The organism is Sorangium sp. So ce590, assembly GCF_051521365.1.
In the GTDB taxonomy this organism is placed as follows: Bacteria; Myxococcota_A; Polyangia; order Polyangiales; family Polyangiaceae; genus Sorangium.
The window spans coordinates 6,632,442-6,658,135 of sequence record NZ_CP150346.1 but is presented as its reverse complement, the minus strand read 5'-3'; the positions used below and the strand labels follow the sequence as shown (position 1 = coordinate 6,658,135).

At 71.2% G+C, this 25,694-nt stretch carries 19 protein-coding genes; 10 read left to right on the top strand and 9 right to left on the bottom strand.

Features of this window, described 5'->3' with window-relative positions:
- Positions 1-375 precede the first annotated feature (375 nt).
- The 4 genes from WMF28_RS24750 to WMF28_RS24735 form a co-directional block, all read right to left on the bottom strand.
- Positions 376-1,032, bottom strand: coding sequence for a hypothetical protein (locus WMF28_RS24750; RefSeq protein ID WP_437595763.1), 657 nt, complete (start codon positions 1,030-1,032; stop codon positions 376-378).
- A 254-nt stretch (positions 1,033-1,286) separates the two neighbouring features.
- Positions 1,287-2,858, bottom strand: coding sequence for a protein kinase (locus tag WMF28_RS24745; protein ID WP_437595762.1), 1,572 nt, complete (start codon positions 2,856-2,858; stop codon positions 1,287-1,289).
- On the bottom strand, positions 2,852-3,832 hold the full coding sequence (locus tag WMF28_RS24740; protein ID WP_437595761.1) for a hypothetical protein: 981 nt from the start codon (positions 3,830-3,832) through the stop codon (positions 2,852-2,854). The genes WMF28_RS24745 and WMF28_RS24740 overlap by 7 nt, the downstream gene beginning before the upstream one ends.
- A 672-nt stretch (positions 3,833-4,504) precedes the next feature.
- On the bottom strand, positions 4,505-10,096 hold the full coding sequence (locus tag WMF28_RS24735) for an nSTAND1 domain-containing NTPase (RefSeq protein WP_437595760.1): 5,592 nt from the start codon (positions 10,094-10,096) through the stop codon (positions 4,505-4,507).
- A 337-nt stretch (positions 10,097-10,433) separates the two neighbouring features.
- Between WMF28_RS24735 and WMF28_RS24730 the strand changes: the two genes are divergently transcribed.
- The 3 genes from WMF28_RS24730 to WMF28_RS24720 all read left to right on the top strand — a co-directional run bounded on the left by WMF28_RS24730 (position 10,434) and on the right by WMF28_RS24720 (position 13,269).
- Positions 10,434-10,835 (top strand): group II truncated hemoglobin, encoded by a 402-nt coding sequence (locus WMF28_RS24730; protein WP_437595759.1) that lies wholly within the window; start codon positions 10,434-10,436, stop codon positions 10,833-10,835.
- Positions 10,836-10,900: 65 nt separating this feature from the next.
- Positions 10,901-11,137, top strand: coding sequence for a hypothetical protein (locus tag WMF28_RS24725; protein ID WP_437595758.1), 237 nt, complete (start codon positions 10,901-10,903; stop codon positions 11,135-11,137).
- 917 nt (positions 11,138-12,054) lie between these two features.
- A complete protein-coding gene (locus WMF28_RS24720; RefSeq protein ID WP_437595757.1) occupies positions 12,055-13,269 on the top strand; it encodes a glycoside hydrolase family 11 protein in 1,215 nt (404 codons plus the stop codon).
- 117 nt (positions 13,270-13,386) lie between these two features.
- On the opposite strand, the gene WMF28_RS24715 is transcribed toward WMF28_RS24720, so the two are convergent.
- Together WMF28_RS24715 and WMF28_RS24710 are read right to left on the bottom strand one after the other, a co-directional pair.
- On the bottom strand, positions 13,387-14,634 hold the full coding sequence (locus tag WMF28_RS24715; RefSeq protein ID WP_437595756.1) for a dicarboxylate/amino acid:cation symporter: 1,248 nt from the start codon (positions 14,632-14,634) through the stop codon (positions 13,387-13,389).
- Between the two features lie 48 nt (positions 14,635-14,682).
- Positions 14,683-14,874, bottom strand: a complete 192-nt coding sequence (locus WMF28_RS24710) for a hypothetical protein (protein ID WP_437595755.1) — start codon at positions 14,872-14,874, stop codon at positions 14,683-14,685.
- Positions 14,875-14,922: 48 nt separating this feature from the next.
- Between WMF28_RS24710 and argC the strand changes: the two genes are divergently transcribed.
- Positions 14,923-15,873, top strand: coding sequence for an N-acetyl-gamma-glutamyl-phosphate reductase (argC, locus tag WMF28_RS24705; protein ID WP_437595754.1), 951 nt, complete (start codon positions 14,923-14,925; stop codon positions 15,871-15,873).
- Between the two features lie 22 nt (positions 15,874-15,895).
- Here the strand turns inward: argC and WMF28_RS24700 are convergent, their stop codons facing one another.
- Complete coding sequence (locus WMF28_RS24700; protein ID WP_437604307.1) at positions 15,896-16,324, bottom strand: YciI family protein; 429 nt, start codon at positions 16,322-16,324, stop codon at positions 15,896-15,898.
- A 143-nt stretch (positions 16,325-16,467) separates the two neighbouring features.
- Between WMF28_RS24700 and WMF28_RS24695 the strand changes: the two genes are divergently transcribed.
- The 5 genes from WMF28_RS24695 to WMF28_RS24675 all read left to right on the top strand — a co-directional run bounded on the left by WMF28_RS24695 (position 16,468) and on the right by WMF28_RS24675 (position 21,074).
- Positions 16,468-16,779 (top strand): glutathione S-transferase family protein, encoded by a 312-nt coding sequence (locus tag WMF28_RS24695; RefSeq protein ID WP_437595753.1) that lies wholly within the window; start codon positions 16,468-16,470, stop codon positions 16,777-16,779.
- A 182-nt stretch (positions 16,780-16,961) separates the two neighbouring features.
- Positions 16,962-18,167 carry a hypothetical protein gene (locus tag WMF28_RS24690; RefSeq protein WP_437595752.1) on the top strand — a complete coding sequence of 402 codons (1,206 nt, stop codon included), beginning with the start codon at positions 16,962-16,964 and terminating at the stop codon, positions 18,165-18,167.
- A gap of 407 nt (positions 18,168-18,574) precedes the next feature.
- On the top strand, positions 18,575-19,027 hold the full coding sequence (locus WMF28_RS24685; protein ID WP_437595751.1) for a hypothetical protein: 453 nt from the start codon (positions 18,575-18,577) through the stop codon (positions 19,025-19,027).
- The gene (locus WMF28_RS24680) at positions 19,027-19,740 is read left to right on the top strand and encodes a hypothetical protein (protein WP_437595750.1); all 714 of its coding nucleotides are present in this window, start codon (positions 19,027-19,029) and stop codon (positions 19,738-19,740) included. Before WMF28_RS24685 ends, WMF28_RS24680 begins: the two co-directional genes overlap by 1 nt.
- On the top strand, positions 19,737-21,074 hold the full coding sequence (locus WMF28_RS24675; protein WP_437595749.1) for an SLC13 family permease: 1,338 nt from the start codon (positions 19,737-19,739) through the stop codon (positions 21,072-21,074). Before WMF28_RS24680 ends, WMF28_RS24675 begins: the two co-directional genes overlap by 4 nt.
- Positions 21,075-21,087: 13 nt before the next feature.
- Here WMF28_RS24675 and WMF28_RS24670 read toward each other — a convergent pair whose 3' ends face one another.
- Together WMF28_RS24670 and WMF28_RS24665 are read right to left on the bottom strand one after the other, a co-directional pair.
- Positions 21,088-23,469, bottom strand: a complete 2,382-nt coding sequence (locus WMF28_RS24670; protein WP_437595748.1) for a PAS domain S-box protein — start codon at positions 23,467-23,469, stop codon at positions 21,088-21,090.
- Positions 23,459-24,589 (bottom strand): hybrid sensor histidine kinase/response regulator, encoded by a 1,131-nt coding sequence (locus tag WMF28_RS24665; RefSeq protein WP_437595747.1) that lies wholly within the window; start codon positions 24,587-24,589, stop codon positions 23,459-23,461. The genes WMF28_RS24670 and WMF28_RS24665 overlap by 11 nt, the downstream gene beginning before the upstream one ends.
- 217 nt (positions 24,590-24,806) lie before the next feature.
- Here WMF28_RS24665 and WMF28_RS24660 point away from each other — a divergent pair, with 217 nt between their 5' ends.
- The gene (locus tag WMF28_RS24660) at positions 24,807-25,625 is read left to right on the top strand and encodes a hypothetical protein (protein WP_437595746.1); all 819 of its coding nucleotides are present in this window, start codon (positions 24,807-24,809) and stop codon (positions 25,623-25,625) included.
- Positions 25,626-25,694 lie beyond the last annotated feature (69 nt).

The following is a 25,694-nucleotide window of genomic DNA, read 5'->3' as shown; positions in this document are numbered from 1 at the left end:
GGCGCCGGCAGCACATGCCCCGTCCCAGGAGTCGCCACCGATGAGCGTGAGGATGGCGTTGCCACCGGGGCAACCCGACCTGCGCGCGGACACCTCCGGCGGTCGAACGCAGGCTGCCGGCGTACACTCACATGGCTCGCATTCGTCCGGCTCAGGATCCTCATCCCACGCTGTCCACCCTTCCCACAGGAGCTCGCCATTCGGAGCGCACGTCGGTGCCCTTTCCTGCCGGCCGCCGAACAGCAGAATGAGCTTGGTCGGGTCCGGATCCGGTAGGCCGTCGTCGGGCACCGGCGAGGAACAGCCGATGAGTGCCAGCGTGGCCAATGTGTATGACGCAGCCGTTCGCATCGCATGCCTCATCCTTTGCTTCGGTCAATCTTCATCCGTGATGATATGCTGGGTGCAGCAGAACACGCGTGTTTCGCCACTCTCGATCGTGCCGCCGACATAGGAAGTTTTCTCCGTCGGCGGGCAAGCCCCAGGCTCTTCGTGCGCGAGGATCACGCGTGCCGCTGCCAGCGACCAGGTTGGTTGTGCCTCGATGCATGCGTGGGTCTCGACTCCGTTGTACAACGTCATCAGATCGGAGCAGCCTGTGTCGCGGAAGAGCAGCACATCCGCCAAACACCGTCCACCCGCCGGATCTCCGCAAGCGCATGGAGTGCATGTGCGAGCATCGCCGATCCGCTCCTGGAACTCGAAGCGAACGGAGAAGCCCGCCGGGCATGACCCATCCTCATCGGGCGCGATGCACGCCAATCCGTCGAAGTCGGCAAAATGCTTTGGCACCCACGGGCAAGCGCGCGCAAATATCCCGGTAAGGGGCGGCGGACCGAACTGCTGCAGGGGCTCGCACCGGGAGGCCACCGTTGGCGGAGCGAGGGTGATCGAAGCGAGCGCCTCATCCGGGACACGCGGATTGGCCTCGATGCATTCCCCTCGTTGATGCTTTTCGGTGTCGAGCGTGACCGGGATCCCATCGTCTGCGCATAGGTTCGACTCGTGGGCCGTGAACTCGGACGGCAGCACGCAGGGGGCAGGTCCACAACTGCACGTCCCGCACTCTTTCTGAGGGCTCGCAGACACATCGGCCCATCCATCCCAGTAGTCCAGCCGGCCCAGGGGACATGGTGGAGGATTCGGATCGGATCCAGACCAAAGGAATACCGTGTGATCCTCGGTCCGGGGTACGGGAATCTCGAGGCCTTCACCGCAGCCGAGCAGCGCAGCCGTACCGAGAGCAAAATAAGGTGTTGATCGCATCGTGAACCACTCCCCCTGGCTCAGTACTTGTGCGGCCCGCAAACGACGAGCTTGTAACAAACATCGCCATCATCGCCGTCCTTCGACGGCGTCTTCATGGCTTGCCGCGGGAAGGCGGCCTGGCGGTTCGTGACGGAGCGATGTGCGACGGGCGGCGGCGCTTGCGGTGCATCGGACGGCCGCGGGGGAGGCGGTAGGGTGGCTCGGAGGGCTGCACGCTGGACGACCCGCGCCAGGCGCGGCGCAGCTCTGGGGGGGGACTGCTCCCTCCGGAGGAGGAGCGCTCCCGCGCTCCCGAGCAAGAAGGCGAGCGCGAGCACGGCGCTGAGCCGGCGCGTGGGGGAGCGTCGCCCTGGGGTGCCGTTTGAACGCAGAGGGGGCGAAGGCGCCGGCGCTACCGACAGCAGCGGAGAAGGGGGAGGGGTCGAGGGCGTCGGCGGGACGGGCAGCCGCGGATCGAGATCCGGTAGCACGGGCGCCGGAGGCGCCGGCGGTACAACCGTGGGCGCGCGGGTGATGTGGTCCCGCGCGTCCCGCGGCGGCACCGCGCTCTTGAGCGTGTCGGGCGTGTCGGGAGGGCGCGGCGCGGCGAGCGGCGGCGCGTGGGGGGCGTGGTCCTGCGCGTCCCGAGGCGGCGCGCTCCTGGCCGTGTCGGGCGCTTCGGAGGGGCGCGGCGTGGGGAGCACGCTGGCTCGTCCCACCTGTTCACCCGAGCCGAGCGGTTCCGCCTCGTCCTCCACGGAGATCGGCGCTCCCTCGTCCGGCTTGCACCGAGCGCCGGATGGCTCGGCGAAGATGTCCACGTTGGGAGCGGCCGGCGGCTCGCCGAGGTCTTCCCACTCGCGGGCGAAGGGAGCCAGAACAGCGAGCATCGTTCGGATGCTCGGCTGCCGTCGCTTGGGGATTTCCGCAAGCGAGGTGGTTATCATCCCCCGAAGCTTCCGAGGCATCCCGACGGGAAAACTCGTGGGCTCGGTCCACGTCGAGAGGGGGCGTTTGCACAAGAGCTCATACATGAGGGTGCCGAAGCCGTAGACATCCGCGCGAAGTCCCAGGCGCCCACCGGAGAAGAGCTCCGGCGGTAGGTACCCGTACGGGTCTTGACGAGCATCGTCTGAGCCGAGCTGAAAGAGCCGCACAAAGCCGAAGTGCGTTATCGCATATCGGCCGTCACCCACGACGAAGACCCGGTCCGGACTGAGGGCACCATGGATCATGGAGAGCTCATGAGCGCGCTCGAGACAGCGGCCAATGGCGATCAGCTCCTGGAGCGCGGCCGGCCCGAGATCGTACCCGCGCGCGGCGTCGAGGAGCGGGACCGCGTCGCTGAGAACGGGGGTCGCCGCCCACGCGACGGACCCGCGCACCCCCCCGTAGAGCACGCGCACGACCTCCGGGACCTCGTCGGAGAGGCGCTGCAGGCGCGCGATCTCCTCAGCGAACGCGCCCTCATCAAGGCCCGTGCCCTCGTGGACGTGCAACCAGACGAGGTCTCCCTTGTCGCCACCCTGCCGCGCGAGGAAGTGACGGACCAGGCCGCGTTCCTCGTTGAGCAGCTCGTGGCCTTCCCAGATCTCGCCGACGGCTACCATACAAGCTTGACCTCCGCGCCGGCGCCTCGCGGGCGGATCTCGGCCTTTCGCGGCCAGACGACATAGACGACCGTCGCGGCGCCGAGCGTTGCGCCGGCGACGAGCGCAGCCGAGCCGAAGCCACGGAACAGGCTCGCTCGAGTGTCGGCCGCGTGGGCGTCGTCGTGAAAGCGGCGGAACTGCGCGCTACTCGGGCGCATCGAGCCGTCGGTCATGCGAGCCACCTTGGCGGCCGCTTCACTCTCCGCGGCGTCGCCGGCGACGTGAAGCCCGACGCCCGCGCCGAGCAGGGCCGCCGAGGCGGCTGCGCCGGAGCCGATGATCCAGGGGTTCGGCTTGGAGCGCGCCGGCGCGACCGCAGCCGGTACAGGGGCTCTTGAGGCGGAAGCCTTCGGGGCCTCGAAGGCGAGCGAGACGCGCCGCGAATCGCCTGCCGCCACCTTCACGAGCGCATGGGCTACCTGTCCCTGCTTCCCCGTCGCCGTGACCTCGTGCTGTCCAGGCGTGACGAAGACCGGGGCGCCCACGCTCACCTCGCGACCGTCCACGAGCAGCCGCGCCGTGTCCGAGGGGGGGCTGACGTGGAGCGTTGCCACGCGCTGCCGAACCGCCGCGAGATCGGCGTGCCTCTGCTCGTAGCGGCGGCGCTCGAGGTCGTTGGTCGGCGCGGGCATCTGCTCGACGCACTGGGAGAGCTCGGCCATGGCCTCCTCGAGGCGGTCGAGGCGCAAGTCGAACTGTCCGAGCTGACACACGGCCATCGGAGAGGGATCGAGGACGTTGATCCGCGCCCAGTACTCGCGGGCGCGCGGGAGATCGAGGCGCTTGGTGGCCTTCTCGGCCTCGTCGATGAGCTCCTGGACCTCTCGGGAGCGTGGGGAAGGCTCCTCGGCTTGGAGGGGGAACGTGGAGGCAAGGACGGTAGCCAGGGCCGCCGCTTGCCGCAGATGGACCAGTGGATTAGACGCATGCACGGTTCACCTCGGGGCTACGAGGGGGACCACAACGCCGCGCTGGCCCAATCCAGCGCGGCGTTGCTCTTCATACCACCGTGACGGGTGCGGCCGGGCGCGCAGAAGCGCCGCGCGTCCCGCGCGATGTTTCAGCGATGCATTGCGCACGAGCGACGAAAATTCTCTCTGCGGACCGCAAAAAGCACCGCGACGGGTGACGACTCCAGTCCCGGGCGTGACCGCGCGAGGGGGCGGTGCTCTGCATAGGCTTCAGAACAAGGCGATCGGCGCTCGTTTGGATGCCCCCGCGCGGTCTCGACCCATCGTGGAGGCTCCTCTTGAGCCGATGGCCTGGTCGGGACCACGCCGTTTGTATGAAAAAATTCATTTCTTTCGATCGTGACCTGATTCCCTGGCCGAAAAGATCCTTCGCGATGGGTCGCGACCTTTCCGCGGCCTCGTAACGAGCGCCGGCGATGGTCGTGACCTCCGTGGCACCTCCTTTTCAGGCGGCCGGGTTGGTCTCGATCCGTCGCAAACCTGCGGGCCGCCTGACGAGCTCTGCCGCGCCGCCGTCTCCTGACCGGAGACTCTGTACCCCGGACGCCCGGACGAGGAGGTCTTTGCGATGTCGAAGCACTCCAACCCCGCCGCATCGTCTCAGGAATCCTGGCAGGATTTCTGACCCGCGGTTCAGGGCCCCTTGGCAGCCACGCGCGCCTGCTCGACCCGGCGCACGCAGGCCTCCCGGCTGGCCCTGGCGGCGGCCTCGGACACGCGCAGGAGCTCCGTCCTCCGGTCGAGCGGCATGCAGTAGGTGGTCGCGGCCCACAGCTTCGGGTCGTCGACGCCGCGGAGCTCCTCGAGATCGGTCCACACCCGCACCACCCTGTCGTCCGCCGCGGCGACGATGCGCTGGCCATCCGGGCTGAACGCCACGGCGTTGATCGGCGAATCGGAGGCGCGGAGGACCAGCGGCTCGCCCGTGCCGTCGGCGTTCCACACCCGCACGGTGTTGTCCTGCGATCCGGTGGCGATGCGCTTGCCGTCGGGGCTGAACGCCACCCCCAGCACCCAGTGCTCGTGACCGCGGAGGACCAGCGGCTCGCCCTTGCCGTCGGCGCTCCACACCCGCGCGGTCCTGTCCCATGACGCGGTGGCGATGCGCTGGCCATCGGGGCTGAACGCCACCGCGTTGATCCCGCCGTCGTGACCACGAAAGACGGTCGGCTCGCCCGCCCCGTCGGCGCTCCACACCCGGGCGGTGTTGTCCGACGATCCGGAGACGATGCGCTTGCCGTCGGGGCTGAACGCCACCGAGTAGATCCGGTCCTCATGACCGCGGAGGACGAGGGGTTTGCCGGTGCCGTCGGCGTTCCATACCCGCACGGTCCTGTCCCATGACGCGGTGGCGATGCGCCGGCCATCGGGGCTGAACACCGCCGAGTAGACCTGATCCTCGTGACCGCGGAGGACGAGGGGCTCGCCGGTGCCGTCGGCGCTCCACACCCGCACGGTCTTGTCGGCGGACCCGGTGGCGATGCGCTGGCCATCGGGGCTGAACGCCACCGAGTTGACCTCGTCGTCGTGACCGCGAAGGACGAGGGGCTCGCCCGTGCCGTCGGCGTTCCACACCCGCACGGTCCTGTCCAGCGACGCGGAGGCGGCGCGCCGGCCATCGGGGCTGAACGCCACCCCGTAGATTCGATCCGTGTGGCCGCGGAGGGCGATGGGCTCGCCCGTGCCGTCGGCGTCCCACACGCGCGCGCTCCTGTCGTGAGACGCGCTGACGAGGCGGTGGCCGTCGGGGCTGAACGCCACGGAATAGACCTGATCGTCGTGACCGCGAAGGACGAACGGCTCACCCGTGCCGTCGGCGTTCCACACCCGCACCGTCTCGTCCTGCGACCCGGTGGCGATGCGCTTGCTGTCGGGGCTGAACGCCACCCCGTAGACTCGATCCGTGTGGCCGCGGAGGACGAGGGGCTCGCCCGTGCCGTCGGCGTTCCACACCCGCACGGTCCTGTCCCAGGACACGGTGACGATGCGCTCGCCATCGGGGCTGAACGCCACCGAATAGACCCGATCCGTGTGGCCGCGGAGGACGAGGGGCTCGCCCTTGCCGTCGGCGCTCCACACCCGCGCGGTCCGGTCCTGCGATCCGGTGACGATGCGCTCGCCATCGGGGCTGAACGCCGCCGCGTAGATCTGATCCGTGTGGCCGCGGAGGACGATGGGCTCACCCGCGCCGTCGGCGCTCCACACCCGCGCGGTCCTGTCGGCCGACGCCGTGACGATGCGCTTGCCATCGGGGCTGAACGCCGCCGACTGGCCCCAGTCCTCGTGACCGCGGAGGACGAGAGGCTCGCCCGTGCCATCGGCGTTCCACACCCGCGCGGTCCTGTCGGCCGACGCGGTGACGACGCGCGCGCCGTCGGGGCTGAACGCCGCCGAATAGACCACATCCGTGTGGCCGCGGAGGACGATGGGCTCGCCCGTGCCGTCGGCGTTCCACACCCGCGCGGTCTTGTCCCAGGACGCGGTGACGATGCGCTTGCCGTCAGGGCTATAGTCCGCGTCCAGCACCCCGTCCGGGTGGATGAGCACCGCGCGCGAGATCCTGCTGTACAGCGCCCAGCGCGCGAGGACCGCCCACCCCCGCGGCGCGTCGGGCGGCTCGACCTCGCGCAGGATCGCGAGCACGCTCGTGGGGTCGGCCTGCAGCTCGCGCGCCGCGGCCACGCGGGTGGCGTTGCGCGCGCGCAAGGCCTCCCGATCCGCGCGCGTGGCCTGCTGGTCGGCGCGGACCGCCAGGTACGACACGGTGACCGCGAACGCCGTGAGCGCGGCGATCACGCCCGTGGTGAGCCGCCGGCGCAGGCGGCGGGCCCGCTCGCAGTGGGCCACGACGGCCAGGAGGTAGCGCTCCTCGCGGCCGCCGAGCCCGGCGCGCCACTCGGCCCCCTGCTCGGCGCGGCGGCGCGCGTACCAGGCCCGGGCGTCCTCCGCCGCACGATCGCGCCAGAGCAGCCCCTCGGCCTGCCCGCTCGCCTCCCACTGCTGGGCCGCGGCGCGGAGCCGGGCCAGGAACTCCGCGTCTTGCTCGCTCTCGGCGAGCCACTGCCCGAGCCTCGCCCACCGGTCGATCAAGGCGTCGTGCACGAGCTCCACGGTCGTGCCCTCGCGCTCGCCGCCGGTCTCGATGAGCAGGAGCCGCGCGCCGGCGAGGTGCTGGACCACCTGCGCGATCGCCTGGGCGGCGTCCCCCTGGCCGTCCCGCGAGAGCTCGCGGAGCTCCTCCATGCGCACGACGGCGCGCGTGCGCTCGGGCGTCACGAGGCGCAGGAGCACCGCCCGGGCCAGCTGCTGCTCGGCGAGCGGCAGCGCCGAGAGCACCGCGTCCGCGTGGGCGGACAGGGCGCCGGCCACGCCGCCGAGCCGCTCGTAGCTGTCCCGCGTCAGGATCCGGCGCTCGCGATCCCGCGCCTCCCACAGCTTCGCGGCGGTGAATTGCAGGAGCGGCAAGGGGCTCCGGGTGCTCTCGAGCGTGCCCAGCATGTGCTCGACCATCTCCGCGGTCTCGAACCGGTGACCGGTCGCCTCGGTGGGCCGCGTCAACGCCTCGCGCAGGCCGTCGCGCCCCATGGGCGGCAGGAACAGGAGCCCGCGGGTCACCTCGGTCATGAAGTGGTGGTCGTCGGCGATGCGATCGAGGAAGTCCGAGCGGATGGCGAGCAGGACGCGCAGCGGCGACGAGGCGTCGTCGGCCGCGCCCGCGAGGCAAGCGACGAACGCCGCCCGCGCCTCGGCGGCGACGCCGAGCGTGTAGAGCTCCTCGAACTGATCGACGAAGAGCAGGATGCGGTGCCTCCTCCCCTCCCGGCGACAGCGCGCGCGCAGCCGGGCACCCAGGCGGCCCGGCTGGGCCTGCAGCGTGGCGACGAGCGCGTCGTGATCGGGGGGCTCGGGCGAGCTCGTCGCGCCGGCGGACTCCGCCTCGGCGACCTGCGCGAGCACGTCGACGAGCGCGGACAGCGGGCGGTGCCCCGGGCGCAGGATGAACGCTTCCCAGCGGTCCCCCGAGCGCTTCAACGCCGGGATCACCCCCGCGCGGACGAACGACGACTTGCCCGCCCCCGAGGGCCCCGCGACGGCGACGAGCTGCTGGTTGCGCAGCCGCGTCACGAGGGCGGCGACCTCGCGCTCGCGGCCGAAGAAGCGCGGGGCGTCGGCCTCCTGGAACGCGGCGAGGCCGGCGAACGGGTTCTCGTCCTCGCCCAGATCGAGCGCCGTTCGACCGGGCAGGAGGGCCTCGAGCTCGGCGAGGAGCTCCCTGGCCGAGCCGATGCGCTCGTCCGGGCGCTTCTTCAGGCAACGGTCGATGAGGGCACCGAGCGCGCCCACGTCCGGGCGCCGCTCGCTGGCGAGCGGCATGGGGAGATCGAGGTTCACGATCTCCACGAGCCGCGCGGCCGAGAACGGGTCGAGCGGGTGCGCCCCCGTGACCAGCTCGTGGAGGATGATGCCCGCCGCCCAGAGGTCGGAGCGAGCATCGATGTCCCCGCCCCGCAGCTGCTCGGGCGACATGTACCGGGGCGTGCCGAGGACCGTGCTTTGCCCGTTCGGCCGAGCCCCTCCCGCGAGCGCCCTCCGCACCCCCGTGAACATCGAGATCTTCTCGGCCTCGATCTGCTTGGCGATGCCGAAATCGAGCACCTTGATGGCCCCGGTGTCCTCCAGGAGGATGTTCTCCGGCTTGAGATCGCGGTGCACGATCCCGAGCTCATGCGCGCAGATCAGCGCGCGGACCACCGGGATCATGAGCTCGACGGCCAGGCTGGGCGACAGGGGGCCGGGCGGCGTGTGCGCGACGGGCGAGCCGGGCGCGCTGGGGTGCTCGCGATGCGCCATCCACTCGCGCAGCGTGCGACCCTTGACGTACTCGAGCACGAGATAGGGATGTCCGTGGATCTCGTCCACCTCGTGGATGACCACGATGTTCTCGTGCCTGCAGCGCGCCGTGGCCCGCGCCTCGGCCAGGAAGCGCCCGATTCCTTGCCTGCTGTGCTCGCGGAGGAGCTTGATGGCGACAAGGCGGCCGAGCCGCGTGTCGCGGGCCAGGAGCACGACCCCCATGCCGCCCTGGCCCAGCTTGCGGATGATCTCGTAGTGCTTGATGGTGTCGCCGACGTCCGGGGGCACGAAGCCCCCGAGGGCGTCGGCCGGCGTCGTCGGCGCCTCCTCCGTGGGAGGCGCGACCCCTTCCATCTCCGGCGTCTCCACCTCCTCGGGGAGCGCGCCCGACGCGGGCGGCTCGGGCTGCCGCCGCGCCGGAGCCCCCGCGCCCCCGCTCTCCGCCGTCTCCGCGCCGAGGGGCGCGCCGAGCTCGACGGCGCCTGCCCGGCGGAGCCCGCCCGGCTCGCAGGCGTCGAGCTCGCGCAGGAGGCCCTCGGCCGTGACGGCCCGCTCGCCGGCCTTCTCGGTCGTCGCTCGCCGCAAGATCGCGCCGACCGGGTGCCCGAGGAGGGCGGGAGGGATCCGGACCGGCCTGCGGCTCTCCTGCTCGAGACCCTCCCTGTCCGGAGGGCTGGCCCGGTCCACGCGCCTGCCGGCGAGGCACTCGAGAAACATGAGCCCCCAGGCGTACAGATCCGAGCGCGCCGTCGGCGAGCGCCCCTGGCGCTGCTCGGGGGCTGCATAGGCCAGCGAGCCCAGGGGCTCGGTGCCCGCAGGGGGCGCTCCGCCCCGGCCGCTCCGCAGGCTCGCGGCCACGGCGGCGAGGCCGAAATCGAGCACCCGCGCGTCGCGCCGCCCCGCCGAGGGCACGATCATCACGTGGCTCGGCCTGAGCGCCCCGTGAACGATGCCCTGCCGGTGCGCGCAGGCCAGCGCGCCGAGGACCTGCCGCATCAGGTGCCGCGCTTCGTGCAAATCGAGCGCGCCGTGCTCCGCCAGCAGCTCGGCCAGGCTCTGCCCGGGCACGAGCTCGCAGATCGTATAAAGCTGCCCTGCGTCCGTCTGCCCCCAGTCGATGAGCCGGACGATGTTGGGGTGCTGGAGTCGCGCGCAGCCACGCATCGCTCGCAGGGCGCGCGCGCGGTCGCCGCGCGCTGGATCCGCGGGGTCTCCGTCCGGGGCGAGGGGCATCAGCGTGAGGGCGATCGGCTGCCCGCTGTCGATCTGTCGCCCTGCGTAGACGGCGCCGAGGCTGCTCTCCCGGAGCAAGGAGAGGAGCTCGTAGCGGCCCTGGAACACCATCCCTGGAGCGAGGATCTCCCGGTTCATCGCAACCCCTCCGGTGGCGGCCGCCTCCCCGCGGCGGCTTCGGGCGGAAGGCGCCACACCACGAGAGCATCGCGACGATCGCGGCTGTCGAGCTCGTTCAGCGCGTGCGCCGGCAGAGCTCGACGATGTGGTCGGTCCGATGCTCGGGCGGCCGATGTCGCTGCCCACCATTTCATAAAGTGGCCCCCGCGCGTCGTCCGGCGCCGGCGCGCTGCCAGCGCGCCGAGCGCGGCGCCGAGCGGGCGATCCGCGCGCTGCCAGCGCGTCGAGCGCGGCGCCGAGCGGGCGGCCCGGCCCACGTTGACGAGGCCGCGGCAGATCGCTAGACGGCGTGCCGATGTCCGACCCGTCCGAGACCCCTTTCGACCTGCTGGGCGGCGAGCCGGCGGTGCGCCGGCTTGTCGAGCGCTTCTACGACCTGATGGCCCGCGACGAGCCGGCGCTCGCGCGCCTCCATGTGTGCGACGAGCGCGGGCAGGTCTCGCGGGAGAGCCGCGACCGCTTCGCGCTCTTCCTGATCGGCTGGCTGGGCGGCCCGCAGGACTACATCGCGGCGCACGGCCACCCGCGGCTGCGGATGCGCCACGCCCGCGTACCTGTCGATGTGGCAATGCGCGACGCCTGGATGCGCTGCATGCGCGCGGCCATGGCCGAGCTCGGCGTGCCCGCGGAGCTCCACGCTTTCCTCGACCGGCGCTTCGGCGAGGTGGCGGACTTCATGCGCAACCGACCCGGCTGAGCCGGCTTGCGCCCGTCCGGTGAGCGCCCGCCGCTGCTGGCGCGGGTGTTGCAGTCGAGCTCACCATGAAGAAGCAGAAGAAGAACCTGCCAGCGAAGACGACGACCCCGCAGGAGGCGCCGGCCCCGATCGCCGAGAGGAAGGCGACGGAGTCCTCGGAGGGGGATCCCGTCGGCGGTGCTGCCAAGGGCGCGCTCATCGGGGGTCTCCTGGCAGGCGGCGGCGGCGCGGCCGTCGGGGGCGCAGCCGGCCTGATCGGCGGCGTGCTGGACGACGGCGACGACGACGACGCCGGCTGGTAGTCAGACCACCGACACGTTGATCGAGCGAGAGTCGAACCGCCAAGGCGCCAAGAGCGCCAGGATAGGGTTCTATTCCTTGGCACCTTGGCGCCTTGGCGGTTCGAAATGCTGCTCTCTCCCGGCGGTTTCAGCCCGTTTGTCGCTCCAGCCAGAGCGCCGATCCGCTCGAAGATCGAGAATGAACCACAGTGGACACCGAGTCGCACGGGATGAGCGCTCCTGGGCCGCGGCACTGGATAGGCCCCGTCGATGCAGGGGTCGATTATCGATACATCGTCACTTTTCCACGAGGGTGAACGAATCTGACGGATCTGAGTTCTATGATCGAACCCACGCGCGCAACGTTACTGTACGTAGAAACCGCAGAAACCGCAGAAACCGCAGAAACCGCAGAAGCCGCAGAAGCCGCAGAACGGACGCTGCGTGACAAACCACGGCAAACCACGGCAAACGCAAACGGCCACGACTAAGAAAAGAGTCTTGACATTCTCCTCCTGTTTGTGAGAATGCTCCAATCTACCTTGGTGGTCAGGGCCGCTTCGGCCGGTACCGCAGCCGGTGGCACGATCGCTCAAGGGCCGACTCCGAGTGCGGCTATTGCCGGGGTCACTTGCTTCTTACGGCTGCACGTCCGAGTTGTTCTTGCTTTTTCTGAGTTGATGCTCGGCCCCATCACACGGGGTGTTCGCATGTGAGCATCTGTCCGACAAACATCGTGATTGCCAGGCATGTGGTCGGCGCAGGCCCGCGTGGGCATCCGTGATCACCGGGATGACCGGGATCACGAGCACGCTGGTCGGAAATTTTGAATTTTAACCGATAGAAGATCGGAGGGCTCGCAGGCGTCTCGATGGTTCACAACTCCATCTCGAGCAGAAGCCCGCGATTCAACCGGTCCGAACATGGAGAAACCTTAAATGCGCATCTTTTCCTTACTTGGCTACCTCTCCGCTTCGATCGCATGCAGCCTGCTGGCGTGCAGCGTTGACAGCATCGTGGACGAGGACATCGATCTTCTGGACTCCGCGTTGAACAGCCCGGACGGCACGCTGTCCGCGGATGTCGCACTTCAGTCGCAGTGGCAGGATGGCTACTGCGCGAACGTGACGATCACGAACATCAGCCAGCAGAACACGACCAGCTGGCGCGTGGGCATCGCGCTCAACGGCTCGACGGTGAACAACCAGTGGAACGCGACCTTTGGCTCGTCGAACGGGCAGCTCACGGCCTCGAACCTGAGCTGGAACGGCGCTCTGCAGCCGCGTGGCTCGACGACGTTCGGATTCTGCGCGACCGGCTCCGGCAAGCCGTCTGTCGCATCGGTCACCGGCAGCGGAGGCTCTAGCACCTCCGCGTCGTCGAGCAGCAGCTCGAGCACCTCCGCGTCGTCGAGCAGCAGCTCGAGCGCGTCGAGCAGCAGCTCGAGCGCGTCGTCGAGCAGCAGCTCGGGGACAGGCGGCTCGGGCGGGGCGGGCGGCGGCTCGGGCGGGGCGGGCGGCTCCGGCGGCTCCGGCGGCTCCGGCGGCTCCGGCGGCAGCACGTGCACGGCACCCGACCAGTCGGTCTGCAGCAATCTGACCGGCACCCACTGCGGCTTCACCTTCGAGTACTGGAAGGACTCAGGGAGCGGATGCCAGATCAACACAGCGGATGGCTTCAGCGTCGACTGGAACAACATCAATAATCTGTTGGGTCGTAAGGGTCTGAGGCCTGGGTCAAAGAATCAAATCGTGACCTACGAGGCCGACTACCGGCCGAACGGCAACTCCTACCTGGGCGTCTATGGGTGGACGAAGAGCCCGCTCGTGGAGTACTACATCATTGATAGCTGGGGCAGCTGGCGTCCGCCGGGCGGGGAGGGGCGCATGGGCACCGTCACCAGTGATGGCGGTACCTATGACATCTATCGGACCCAGCGAGTCAACCAGCCTTCCATCGAAGGCACCAAGACCTTCTATCAGTTCTGGAGCGTCCGCACCGCGAAGCGCACGAGTGGAACCATCTCTGTCGCCAACCACTTCGATGCATGGCAGCGCCTGGGGATGACCATGGGGAACCTGTATGAGGTCTCGATGGTCGTGGAAGGGTACCAGAGCAGTGGGAGCGCTGACGTGAGCGTGTCGATGAGGTGAGCCCTGGGCGTTGAGCCTCGGCTGTGGGCAGGGGGCGAGCCGCGCTGACGCACGGTTCGCCCCCCCAAGCCCGCGGATCTTGCTCAGCTCGCCCGCCGCCGGTTCGGGATCGGCCATTCAGGCGCCGGCCCCCGGCGGCGGCTCGCTCCAGCCCGGGCCGTCGAGGATGCGGGCCACCAGCATGCTGCTCACGTTGTCGCCGGCGGCGTTGACCAGCGTCGCCGGCGGATCCACGAGCGCCCCGACGGTGGAGATGATGGGCAGCGCCTCCATCGGGAATCCAAAGAGCGAGACGATCACCAGCTCTCCGATGAAGCCCCCGCCGGGGATGCCGCTCATCACGGTGCCGCTCAGGATCGCGACCCCCACCACGGCGAGGTAAGTGTCCGCCCCGCCGAGCTCGCGGCCGAAGACGCCGAACAGCAGCGCCGTCTTGAGCACCGCCGAGAGGCACGAACCCTCCATGTGGACGGTCGCGCCGATCGGAATGACCACCTCCGCGATATCGTCAGGCACCCGCGAGCGCCGCGCCGCCTCGAGGTTCAAGGGGATCGCCGCCATGCTGCTCGAGGTCGCGAGCGCGGTGAGCGCCGGCGCCGGGATGTTCTTCCAGAACGCCCTCACCGCGCGCCCCCGGCCGGCGAGCCACGCGTAGAGCGTGAAGGCGAGGAAGAAGTACGCGACGGCGAGCGGATAGAAGAGCCCGATCGCGCGGACGTACGACTGCAGCAGGGTCGGGCCGAAGGCGCCGACGAGGTGCGCGAAGTAGGCGCCGAGGCCGATCGGCGCGTAATACATCACGAAATCGACGAGCTTGAGCATCACCTCGTTCGCCGAGGCGAGCAGCCGCGCGACCGGCTGGCCGCGCTCGCCGGCCGCCGTGGTCCCGAGGCCGACAAGGAAGGCCATCACGATCAGCGGCAGCACGTTCCTGCGCGAGAGCAGATCGCCGAAGTCCGGCACGCTGATCGCGCCCACCAGCTGGTCGCCCAGGCTGACCGGCGCGACCTCCGGACGCCCGGGGAGCGTCACCTGCAGCCCCTCCGCGGGCGGGTAGAGCTCGACCGCCGTGAGCATCAGCGTCGATGCGACGAGGCCGGTGGTGACGAAGACGCCCAGCATCGCGGTCACGATGCGCCCGAGGCGCCGCAGGCTGCTCATGCCCGCCACCGCGGACGAGATGGAGAAGAAGATCAGCGGCACCACGAGGGTGAACAGCAGGTTGAGGAAGAGATCGCCCAGCGGCTTGAGCACCGCCGCCCGCTCGCCGAGCGCGAGGCCGAGGCCTGCGCCGGCGGCGATCGAGGCGAGCAGGAGCAGCGTGAAGCGGTTGGACGTGAGGAGGGTCCGCAGCGTTCTCGTCATCGCGGGCGGCAGCATGCCGCGAGGAGCGCGCGCGTGTCGCCGGACGCGTCACGCCGGCCTGAGCGCGGAGAGCGCGGCGCGGGTGAAGATCTCCGCGATGAGCCCGATCGCGCGCTCGTTGAGGTCGAACGCGTGGTGGTGGTGCGGCGCCGCGGTCGGCCCGCCCGCGCCCACGGTGAAGAGGCAGCCGGGAACGCCCTCGGGCGCCACGTCGTCGTCCGCGGCTGCCGCCCGGGTCACGCGAACCCCTGGTCGAGGCGGCGCGCTCGGCGTATGAACAGGGCCACCATGCATCGGGTGTTCATCGACGGACAGGAAGGGACGACAGGGCTCCAGATCCGCGAACGGCTGCAGGGCCGCCGCGATCTCCAGCTGCTCGAGATCGACCCGGAGCGGCGCAAGGACCCGGCGGCGCGTCGCGCGCTGATCAACGAGGCGGATCTGCTCATCACGTGTCTGCCCGACGACGCCGCCCGCGAGTCCATCGGGTGGATCGAGAACCCGGGCACGCGCGTCATCGATCCGAGCACCGCGCACCGCACCGCCGACGGCTGGGTGTACGGCTTCCCGGAGCTCCGCCCCGGGCAGCGCGAGGCCGTCCGGAGCGCGCGGCGCGTCGCCGTCCCCGGGTGCCACGCGACCGGGTTCCTCGCCCTCGTGGTCCCGCTGGTCGACCAGGGGCTCCTGCCCAGGGACGCCGGCATGATCGCTCACTCGCTCACCGGCTACAGCGGCGGCGGGCGCAAGATGATCCAGACCTACGAGCAGGCCGGCGGGGCCCGCCGCGAGCAGCTCCGCGGCCCGCGCCCGTACGGGCTCACCCTGCAGCACAAGCACCTGCCCGAGATGCGCGCCATCGCGGGGCTCGAGCGGGCGCCGTTCTTCCAGCCGGTCGTGGGCGACTTCTACAAAGGCATGCTCGTCTCGGTGCCCCTGTTCGTGGACGCCCTGAGCCGACCCGCGACGCCCGCGTCGGTGCACGAGCTCTACGCGTCATATTACGCCGGCGAGCCGTTCATCCGGGTGATGCCGCTCGGCGGCCAGGGCGCGCTGGAGGACGGTTCCCTGAGCGCCCTGGAGTGCAACGACACGAACCGCCTCGATGTGTTCGTGTTCGGCAAGCCCGACCAGATCCTTGTCGTGGCGCGCCTCGACAACCTCGGCAAAGGCGCCTCCGGCGCGGCGGTGCAGAACCTGAATCTGATGCTCGGCACGCCGGAGAGCACCGGCCTCGACTGACCGGCGCGCCGCGGCCGCCGCGTCACGACTCCCGGTGCTGCGGGGCGTGCGCTTGCATCTCGGGGAGCCCGGCCGCGGCCTCCTGGACATCGGCGGGGAAGTCCGAGAGCTCCTGTACCTGGCGAACCTCGATGATCGCGTCGTCCGAACCGGGGCAGCGCGACGCCCACGCGATCGCCTCTTCCCTCGATTTCACCTGGATCAACCAGTAGCCGCCGAGCACCTCCTTCGCCTCGGCGAAGGGCCCGTCGATCACCTGAGATTTCCCTCCGGGGAACGAGATGCGCGCGCCCATCGAGGGCGGGTGGAGGCCGTCGACGGCGAGCAGCACGCCGGCCTTCTGCAGGGATTCGTTGTACCTCATCATCGCAGCGACCGCCTTGGCGTCCGGCATCGTGCCCGGCGCCGCGCTCTCGTATCCCCTCGGGATCATCAGCATCATGAACCGCATCGTCATGTCTCCTTCTCGATACAGGGCTCCGCACGGCCTCGACCGGGCGTGAGCCCCCGCTCTGTCGTGACGACGAACGAGGGGGCGCGAGATCGACACGCCCCTTCGATTTTTTCTGCAGCGGTCCGGGGGAGGGGGCGCCCGTGCCGTCCGAGAACGCGGCGCTCCTGCAGCTCGTCGCGGAGCGGTTCCCGGAAGCGGGGCTCGCGCCGCGGGATCCGCTCGGCCGGGCGCGCCTCCAGCAGTGGCTCTGCTTCATCGGCACCGAGCTCCACAAGGCGATCTACCTGCCGCTCCTGGACGAGGCGGCCCCGGCCCAGGTCAAGGCCTACGCGCTCGCCAGGGCGGACGCCCGCCTCGGCTGGGTGGCCCAGCGGCTCGAAGGGCGGGAGTTCCTGCTCGATCGCTTCTCGGTCGGCGACGCCTACCTCTTAAACGCACGAAAGCGCGTGTAAGTACACGAAAACGCACACATTTGCTACACGCGCCGACATGAGCCGGTCCTCGCCGGTTATCGAAGACAGGCGAGGAATGGCCGCGCGCTGTCATCGGGCACCCAAGGATCCCACTTTTCCTGAGCGAGCGTCTCTGATACGAAGTCATCATGAGACACTTGCAACAACTCTTCGTATGCTCGGTGTTGGCGGTCGCAATGATCCCGGTCGGCTGTGGAGCGGAGGCGCCGGACGGCGCCGACCAGGCGTCCGATATCGGCTCGATCAGCCTCGCCCTCGTCGGGACCAGCGCCACGGGCGCGACGTACCGCCTCTCCTCCGCGTTGTTCAATATCCACGGTCCGACGCACCGGCTCTTCTATGGAGACGGCGACGCGACGGTGCTCACGGAGGTGCTGCCGGTCGGCCGCTACGACGTGTACCTGGAGCCTGGCTGGATCCTCGAGCGGTGGACCAGCTCCGGTTACCAGTACGTTCCGGCGGGCCTGACGTCGGCGAATCCGACGCCGGTCTTCATCAACGAAGGCGCGACGTCGACGCTCATGTTTCAGTTCCGGGCGGACGGCGATGTCGTCTCCGTCGGCCAGGGGACGCTCGACATCGTCATCGGGGTCGACGACACGACGGCGCCGCGCGAGGACACCGATGTGGCCTGCAGCAACGGCTATGACGACGATGGGGACGGGTACGCCGACTGCAGCGATCCGGACTGCCAGTGGCAGCCCTTCTGCGTACCGTGGCGCGAGGACACCGGTGCGGCGTGCAGCAATGGCTATGACGACGATGGGGACGGGTACGCCGACTGCAGCGATCCGGACTGCCAGTGGCAGCCCTTCTGCGCGACGCCGGGCCTCGTGATCGAGGACTTCGACGACGGCGATTTCTTCAGCTCCCCGCCGTACGCCAGGCGCTTGCCGCCGTTCACGGGGCCGTGGGTGACGTACGGCGACGGGACCCTTCCGCCGGTCGACGTGTTTCCCGTGCCGGGGCCTCTCGGCTCGACGGCGCTCGCAGCCTACTCCCCGGGGGGGCCGTCCGTGTCGGGCGCCGGCGTCATGCTCTCCTTCGAATCGTGGCCCGTCAACATGTCGGGGGTCCAGGGCATCCGCTTCAACGTCCGTGCCCAGGGCTCCCAGGTTCGCTTCGAGATCGGCACGCTCCTCACCAGGCCCGAAGGCGGGTTCTGCTCGGATTGCTTCGACGGCCACGGAATCGACCTCTGGGTCGGAACGGAGTGGGTCACCGTGGAGCTGCGCTGGTGGGATCTGATGCAGCAGGGGTGGGGCACGCCGGCGCCGTTCGAGCCGTGGGCGGTCAAGGACCTGAGCTGGCGCACGCCCGCGGGGCAGCCGCTCGGCATCGAGCTCGACGACGTCCAGCTGTTCTGAGCTCGGCCGCCCGGGGGGCTCACGGGCTCGTGCGCCGCGTCGGCCCATCCGCGCGCGTGCCGCGCACGAAGCACGAGAACGGCCGGTAGCCGCGCTCCGCGCATGATCCGGCCGTGGACCTGGACGGGGGCGGCGCTCCCGCGGACCTGCTCCCGCCGCGCCGCGAGCGTGCAGCGGTCCTCCGGGTGGAAGAGCTCGGTCAACGTGGTCCCTTGTCCGAGCGCAGGTCCGATGGCCCGTCCCAGCGCATCCGCGCAGGCCGCTGCTCCAGCACGCGCACCCGGACCCTCACGAGATCAGGCCTGGATCCGGGTCGTTCCGAGCAGTTACGCTCGTACGCCCCCATGCCTCCGTCCCGACCGCCTCGCGACCACCGCCCGCGCCACGCTCCGTTGCCCTCGTCCGCGGTGTCCGCCTTCATCCGCCCCGCCAGGCTCGATGCGCTCCTCGCCCCCTGGATGCCCGACGCGGAGGAGCGCGCCTTCGTGGTCCGGTGCATCGTCGGGGAGGGCCCCATTCATCACCGCGGCGCGAGCTATGCGCTGCTCTGCCTGCTCGGCCTCCTGCTCGAGGAGCTCGGTCCGGACGAGGGCGGCGCCCCGCGCGGCGAGTCGCTGGCCGTGCCGATCCGCCTGCCGCCGCACCTCGCGCGCGGCAGCGATCACGACTACCCGCTGGCCATCCCGCTCGCGCCGCTGACGCGCCTCGCCCCGCAGGGCTCGCCGAAGCTCGCCGCGCTCGTCGACTGCCTGACCGACGGCCCGCCGCACCACGCGCTCGCCAACGCCGCCATGGTCTGTCTGCTCGACGCCCTCTTCGCGCGCGCCGCGCGCGCCCGCGCCGGGGCGGAGCCGGCCTGATGGCGCTGCCGCCCGCGCTCGGACAGGCGTTCCGGATGGTGGCCGCCGAGCTGGGTATGCGCTCGGCGGCGCGGCTGTTCCTGCGCGAGCTGATGGGAGCCGGCGGCGCCCCGCTCGTCGGCGAGGCCCGCGACCAGCTCGGGCGCGAGTTCCCCGTCCTCGATTTCGTCGCCGAGCAGTGGCTCTCCGGCGGCGCCGAGGCGCCGCTCGACCCCGCGGGCGTCCTCGACGCGCTCCGCGGCGTGAACCGGCTGCTCGTCGTGGGGCTGGAGGCCGACGGCCTCGACGCGCTCGTGCCGCGGCTCTCCGGCGTCGAGGCGGGCCTCGTCACCGACGCGGGCGGGCTCGACCCGGACTTCCGCCGGGTGCTCGCGAACTATGACGGGCTCATGGAGCCGGTGGGGCTGTCCGAGCTCCACCGCTGGGCCGGGCGGCGGAGCGCGCTGCTCACCTTCGTCTACGGCACCGACGGGCACGCGGCGCACGTGAGCCCCTCGTGGCTGCGCGTCTCGGGCCCCGACGTGCGGACCCAGTTCCGCTCGCTGATCGGCTGGGACATCCTCGGCCGGCCCATGACGGTGTACCCGCGCTGGATGGTCGAGACGAGCGCGGGCGATTTCTCGTGCCTCGTGGGGCCGGCCGCGCCCGCGCCCGAGGCCGCCGTCGGCGCGGGCCACCCGCGCGCGTCCCGGGCCGCGCGCGAGGCGACGTGACGGCGCCCCAGGCCGCGCTCTTCACCCTCCTGCTCGGCGCGCTCCTGCTCCAGGCGCTCCTGCCGTCGCGCCGCGTGCTCGTCGTGACGGGCGGCGCGGCCCTCGCCTGCCTCGCGTCGACGCTGCTCGGGGTCGCGACCACGCAGCGCCTGCTCGCCGAGGTGCCGTGGGACGTGCTCGTCATCCTCGTGACCCTGGGGCTCCTGTCCCAGCTCCTCGCCGCCTCGCGGCTCTTCGATCGCCTCGCCGTCGTGGCCACGCGGCTGAGCGGCGCCGAGCCCTTCCGCGTCCTGCTCGTGTTCTCGATCGCGATGTACCTCGTGAGCGGCGTCGTCAACAACCTCACGGCGCTCGTGCTCGTCCTGCCGGTGCTGCACGTGCTGCTCCGGCTCATGGGCACGCGGCAGCGGTACGTCTCCTGGCTGCTCGGCCTGCTGCTCGTCGCCTGCAACCTCGGCGGGGCCGCCACGCCGATCGGCGACTTCCCGGCCATCCTGCTGCTCGGCCGGGGCAGCATGACGTTCGGCGGCTACCTCTCGCGCGCCGCCCCGGCGACGCTCTTCGCGCTCGCCGTCCTGCTCCTCGTCGTGCGCGTCGTGGTGCGCCCGGCCGCGGGCGTGCCGCGCGATCCGGTCTCGGCGCGGCTCACGCGCGCGGCGGTCGAGGCGCTGCACCGGCAAGTGCGCGTCGATCGGCGCCTCCTCGTGCCGGCGGCGGCGTCGCTCGCCGCGATGGTGGTCGCCTGGCTGTTCCTGCCCGCCGAGCTCGGCGTCGGCCCGGAGCTCGTGTGCTGGCTCGGCACCGGCGCGGCGCTGCTCATGGCGCGCAGGCACGGCGAGCGGCTCGCGAGGACGGGGCTCGACATCGAGGCGGTGCTCTTCCTGCTCTCGCTCTTCGTGATGGTCGCGGCGGTGCGGGGCACCGGCCTCTTCGAGGAGGTCTCGCGCTCGCTGGAGCGGCTGCCGGTCGCGCCGTCGCTCCAGCTCGTCGCGTTCCTCGTCCTCGCCGGCGTGCTCACGGGGCTGTTCTCGGCGGGCCCCAGCATGGCGGCGCTGCTCGACGTGGCCGAGTCGCTCGCCCAGCGGCTGCCCGGGCCCGCCGTCTATGTCGGCCTCGCCCTGTCGGTCTGCGCGGGCAGCTCGCTCTTCCTGACCGCCGCGACGTCGGGACCGCTCGCGCAGGCGCTCACCGAGCGGGCCGACCTGCGGGACGTCGACGGCAGGCCCATCCGGTTCGGCTTCTTCGATTTCCTGCCGACCGGCCTCCTGAGCTTCGCGGTCATCCAGGCCGTGGCGATCGCGTACGCGCTCCTCGCCGTCTGGGCGGCGCGGTAGGCGCCTGCCGCCATCAGCGCGCCGCCTGGACGAGGAGCTCCTCGAGGACGGCGGTCAGCTCGTCGACCCTCACCGGCTTGGTCAGGTAGCGGTAGAACCCGGCCTGCTCGGCGCGGCGGGTATCCCGGGCCATCGCCGCCGCGCTGAGCGCGATCACGGGGATGTCGCGCGTCTCCGGCCACTCCTCGAGCTTGCGCAGGGCCTCGTAGCCGCTCATCCCGGGGAGGTTGATGTCCATGATGACGACCTCGGGCCGCCGCGACCGCGCGAGCTCGATGCCGATCTCGGCGTTCGGCGCGGTGATCAGGTGGACGCGCTCGAGCTCGGAGATGAGCTCCTCCATGAACGCGATGTTCGACGGGTTGTCCTCGACGTAGAGGACCGAATGCCGGACGCCGCCGGGCCCGGCGAGCGGCGACCCCTCGGCGCGCGGGTCGGCCTGCTCCGGGGCGGCGACCTCCGGCGGCTCCTCGTGCGCCGGGAGCTCGATCCAGAACTCGGACCCTTCGCCCGGCACGCTGTTGAAGCCGACGCCGCCGCCCATGAGCTCCGCGAGCCGCTTGCTGATCGTGAGGCCGATCCCGGTCCCCTCGATCGGCCCTGTCTCCTGGCCGGCGCGCTGGAAGGGCTGGAAGAGCTTCGCGTGCTGCTCTCGCGGGATGCCGATGCCGTTGTCCGCCACGCAGATCCTCACCACGCCGTCCTCCGGCATCGACACAGCGATCGTTGCGCGACCTCCCCTCCGGCCGTACTTGATCGCGTTCGAGCCGTAGTTCATGAGGATCTGCGCGAAGCGCGTGCGATCCGCGGTGATCTTCGGGAGCTCCGGGGGCAGGGGCGCGAGGGCGATCTCGATCCCGGCGCGCTGGGCCATCGGGTCGAGCGTGGTCTTCACCTCGTCCAGCACCTCGGGGACGTTCACCGGCTCGATCGAGACCGTCACGCGGCCGGCCTCGATGCGCGAGAGGTCCAGGATGTCGTCGATGAGCTTGAGCAGGTGCTCGCCGCCCTTCAGGACGTGCTCTATCCGCTCCTTCTGGCGGTCGGTGAGCGGCGTCTTCCGGTCGCGCTGGAGCAGCTGCGCGAAGCCGAGGATCGCGTTGAGCGGCGTGCGGAGCTCGTGGCTCATCGAGGCGAGGAACTCGCTCTTCGCGGAGCTGGCGGCCTCGGCGAGGGCCCGCGCCTTGCGGAGCTCCTCGGCGCGCTGCACGTCGCCGGTCATGTCCCAGAGGGTGCACACGGTCCCGCCCTCGGCCGTGCGGCGCTCGGTCGCGCGCAGGCTGCGCCCGTCGCTCGTGCCGAGATCGAGCGTGCCGCTCGGCTCGGCGTGGTAGGCGAGCAGCCTCCCGCGGAAGTCGGCCTGGGGCTCGCCGCCGAGGGCGAACAGCCCCGCGGCGATGCCCTCGTCGATGAGCTCATCATAGCGCCGTCCGACGATGGGTCCGCTCACCCGCGCGCCGAGCCAGTGCCGGTACACGCTGTTGCAGAGCGCGAGCCGATCCTGCGCGTCGAACACGGCGAACGCGCCCTGGATGCTCTCCACCGCGCTCCGCAGGAGATCGGTCGTGCGCTTCGTCTCGGCCTCCAGGCGCCTTCGCTCGCTGATGTCGCGGGCCACCTTCGAGGTGCCGACGACCTTGCCCATCGCGTCGTGGATCGGAGAGAGGGTGATCGAGACGTCGATGTCCCTTCCGTCCTTGCGCCTGCGCACCGTCTCGAAGTGCTCCATGTGCTCGCCGCGCCTGAGCCGAGCGAGCATCCGCGGCACCTCGTCCTCCCGCCCCGGCGGGGCGAGCGCGGTGAGGGGCTTGCCGATCATCTCCTCGGCGCTGTAGCCGAAGATCGCCTGTGCGCCCCGGTTCCAGCTGGCGATGCGCCCGTCGAGCGCCTCGCCGATGACGGCGTCCTCGGAGGAGTCGACGATCGCGGCCAGCCGCCGCATCGCGAGGTCGACCCGCTTGCGGTCGCTGATGTCGCGGATGGCGCTCGAGACGAGCGTGCCCCGGTCGGTCGTCAGCGGGCTGAGGCTGATCTCGACCGGGAACTCGCCGCCGTCCTTCCGGCGGCCGAACAGCTCCACCCCCGACCCCATCGGGCGCGCCTTGGGCACGGCGATGAACGCCGACCGGTTCGCGACGTGCGCCCGCTGGAAGCGCTCCGGCAGGAGGAGCTCGATGGCCTGCCCGAGGAGCTCGCCGCGCGCGTAGCCGAACATCCGCTCGGTCTGGACGTTGACGAACACGATGCGTCCCTGCTCGTCGACGACCACCATGGCGTCGGGCGCCGCGTCGATGAGCAGGCGGAACGTGCCGTCGTCGAGCGGCGGAGCTCCGGGCCCGTGGGGCGCCTGGTCGGATGGAGACAGGCGGTCGATGGAGGCGTGTTCACGGGTCATCGGGGAGCCTCACGCAGAAGATGGCGCCGGGCGCGTTGTCCTCGATCCGGAGGGTGCCGCCGTGCGCCTCGACGGCCATCCTGCAGAACGCGAGCCCGAGGCCGCGGCCGGCGCGGTGGACGACCGGATCCTCGCCGCCGAGCTGAACGAAGCGATCGAACACCCTCGCGCGCATCTCGGCGGGGATGCCCGGCCCCTGGTCCGCCACGCGGATCTCCACCGCGGCGCCGTCCTTCACGGCGCTCACGGTCACCGCGGTCCCGGCCGGGGCGTGGTGGACGGCGTTCTCGAGGAGGTTCTCGAGCGTGCGGCGCAGCAGGTCCGGGTCGGCCTGGACGGCGGGCACCTCGACGGCCTCGCGCAGCGCGAGCGACCGGGAGCTCGCGCGCAGGTCGAGCGCGGCGAACGTCTCGAGGACGAGCGCGCGGAGATCGACGCGCGCGCGCTCGGGGGCGAGCCTCCCTTCCTCGCTCTTGCTGATGTCGAGCAGGTTATAGATGAGCCGCAGCAGGGAGCGCGCCTGATCGCGGACGTGCCGCACGGAGTCGCGCGCCTGTTCCGGGAGCGAGCGGTCCCGGAGCAGGAACTGCGCGTGCAGGTCCATGCTGCTCACGGGGTTCTTCAGATCGTGCACGACGAAGGCCGTGAGCTGCTCCTTCTGGAGCTGGAGGCGCATGAGCGCGTCCCGCTGCTGCCGGACGAGCTCGACGTGCTCGCGCAGCTCCGCGCCGAGCCGGCGCAGCCGTAGCGCGGCCTGCACCCGCGCGAGGAGCTCCGACGGGCGGACCGGCTTCGTCAGGAAGTCGTCGCCGCCGGCGCGCAGCGCGCTGTCGAACGTCTCGACGTCGCGGAGCGCCGTCAGGAACACGATCGGCGCGCTCTCGCCCCCGGGCAGGCTGCGGATCCGGGCGCACACGGCGAACCCGTCCATCCCCGGCATCCGCACGTCGAGCAGCACGCAATCCGGTTTGTGGCGCTCGAACTGCTGGATCCCCTCCTCGCCCGTGACGGCGAGCACGACCTCGTAGCCGTCGTCCTCGAGCGTGGCCTGGGCCAGGGCGCGGTTCTGCTCGTTGTCATCGACGACGAGCACCCTGGATCTCGGCTCTTGCTGCTCCATGCGCCCTCGGCTTCGGGCGCGAGGTTACACGAGGATCCACGGTCCGCACCATGGCGCCCGGCCTTGGGCCGAGCGGCTGCCTGGCGGCGCGACCGGCGTCGCGCGGCGCCGTTCATGGCCAGCGGAGCTGAGCGCGATCGTCGCGGATCTCGACGTCTCCCCTGGAACATTGCCCTATAGGGATCCGGCGAGCGATGTGCGTTCTGCAACGCGATCGATGGATGCCCGGGCCAGCGTGCTGCTGAAGCTCACACTGGTGGGCGCATCGGTGCTGCTGTCCACGCTGGCGGCGCGCCGCTTCGGCCATGGGGTGGGCGGCGCGATCGCCGGGCTGCCGATGATCGTGGGCCCGATCATGGGCTTCGTGCTGCTGCAGGAGACGCCCGCCCAGGCGAGCGCGATCGCGCTCGCGACGCTTGTGTGCCTGCCGGCGACGATCGTTCATGTGCTCGCTTTTGCGTGGTGCGCGACGCGCTTTCGCTGGGGCGTGGCGCTGCTCGCGGCCAACGTGGCCTTCCTGTCGCTGGGGGCGGCGCTGCTCGCGCTGCGATTGCCCCCGCCCTGGGCCTGCGCCGTGGCGCTGCTGTCGCCCGCCCTGGGCACGCTGGCCTTGCCGCGCCGCTGTGAGGCGCCCGCTGCGGCGGACATTCCGCGCGCCGAGCTCGCCTGCCGCGTGGTGGCCGCGATGGCCATGGCCTGGTGCATCATGCGCAGCGCCGGCGTCGCGCCCGCAGGCCTCAGCGGCCTGCTGCTCGCCATCCCGATCACCGGCAACATCCTTCCGTGTTTCACCCTGCCCAGGCACGGCGCCGCCGCCACGGCGGCCTTGCTCGCGGGCTTCGTGCGCGGCCTGTTTGGATTCGCGGCGTTCTTCGTCGCGCTGCACGCGGCGCTCGGGCGGATGCCGACGGCGAGCGCCTACGGCCTCGCGTGGCTGGCCGCGCTGCTCGCGGCGCTGGCGCTGCGCGGGCTCACGCAGCGAGCGCGGCGCGCGCCGTCGGCGGGGCAGGTGTCCGCCCGGTCCACGGCCGCCTGACCCGCGGGTCCGGCGTCATGGCCCGACGGGCTGCGACCGCCGGGCAAGACGGCGAGGGCGAACTTGCCG

Coding starts and splice junctions, on each gene's coding strand:
- WMF28_RS24715 (WP_437595756.1), bottom strand. CDS start 14,634: ATGACGAGAACGCTGCGGACCCTCCTCACGTCCAACCGCTTCACGCTG.
- WMF28_RS24670 (WP_437595748.1), bottom strand. CDS start 23,469: ATGACCCGTGAACACGCCTCCATCGACCGCCTGTCTCCATCCGACCAG.
- WMF28_RS24720 (WP_437595757.1), top strand. CDS start 12,055: ATGCGCATCTTTTCCTTACTTGGCTACCTCTCCGCTTCGATCGCATGC.
- WMF28_RS24730 (WP_437595759.1), top strand. CDS start 10,434: ATGTCCGACCCGTCCGAGACCCCTTTCGACCTGCTGGGCGGCGAGCCG.
- WMF28_RS24735 (WP_437595760.1), bottom strand. CDS start 10,096: ATGAACCGGGAGATCCTCGCTCCAGGGATGGTGTTCCAGGGCCGCTAC.
- WMF28_RS24745 (WP_437595762.1), bottom strand. CDS start 2,858: ATGGTAGCCGTCGGCGAGATCTGGGAAGGCCACGAGCTGCTCAACGAG.
- argC (WP_437595754.1), top strand. CDS start 14,923: ATGCATCGGGTGTTCATCGACGGACAGGAAGGGACGACAGGGCTCCAG.
- WMF28_RS24700 (WP_437604307.1), bottom strand. CDS start 16,324: ATGCGGTTCATGATGCTGATGATCCCGAGGGGATACGAGAGCGCGGCG.
- WMF28_RS24665 (WP_437595747.1), bottom strand. CDS start 24,589: ATGGAGCAGCAAGAGCCGAGATCCAGGGTGCTCGTCGTCGATGACAAC.
- WMF28_RS24680 (WP_437595750.1), top strand. CDS start 19,027: ATGGCGCTGCCGCCCGCGCTCGGACAGGCGTTCCGGATGGTGGCCGCC.
- WMF28_RS24725 (WP_437595758.1), top strand. CDS start 10,901: ATGAAGAAGCAGAAGAAGAACCTGCCAGCGAAGACGACGACCCCGCAG.
- WMF28_RS24660 (WP_437595746.1), top strand. CDS start 24,807: ATGGATGCCCGGGCCAGCGTGCTGCTGAAGCTCACACTGGTGGGCGCA.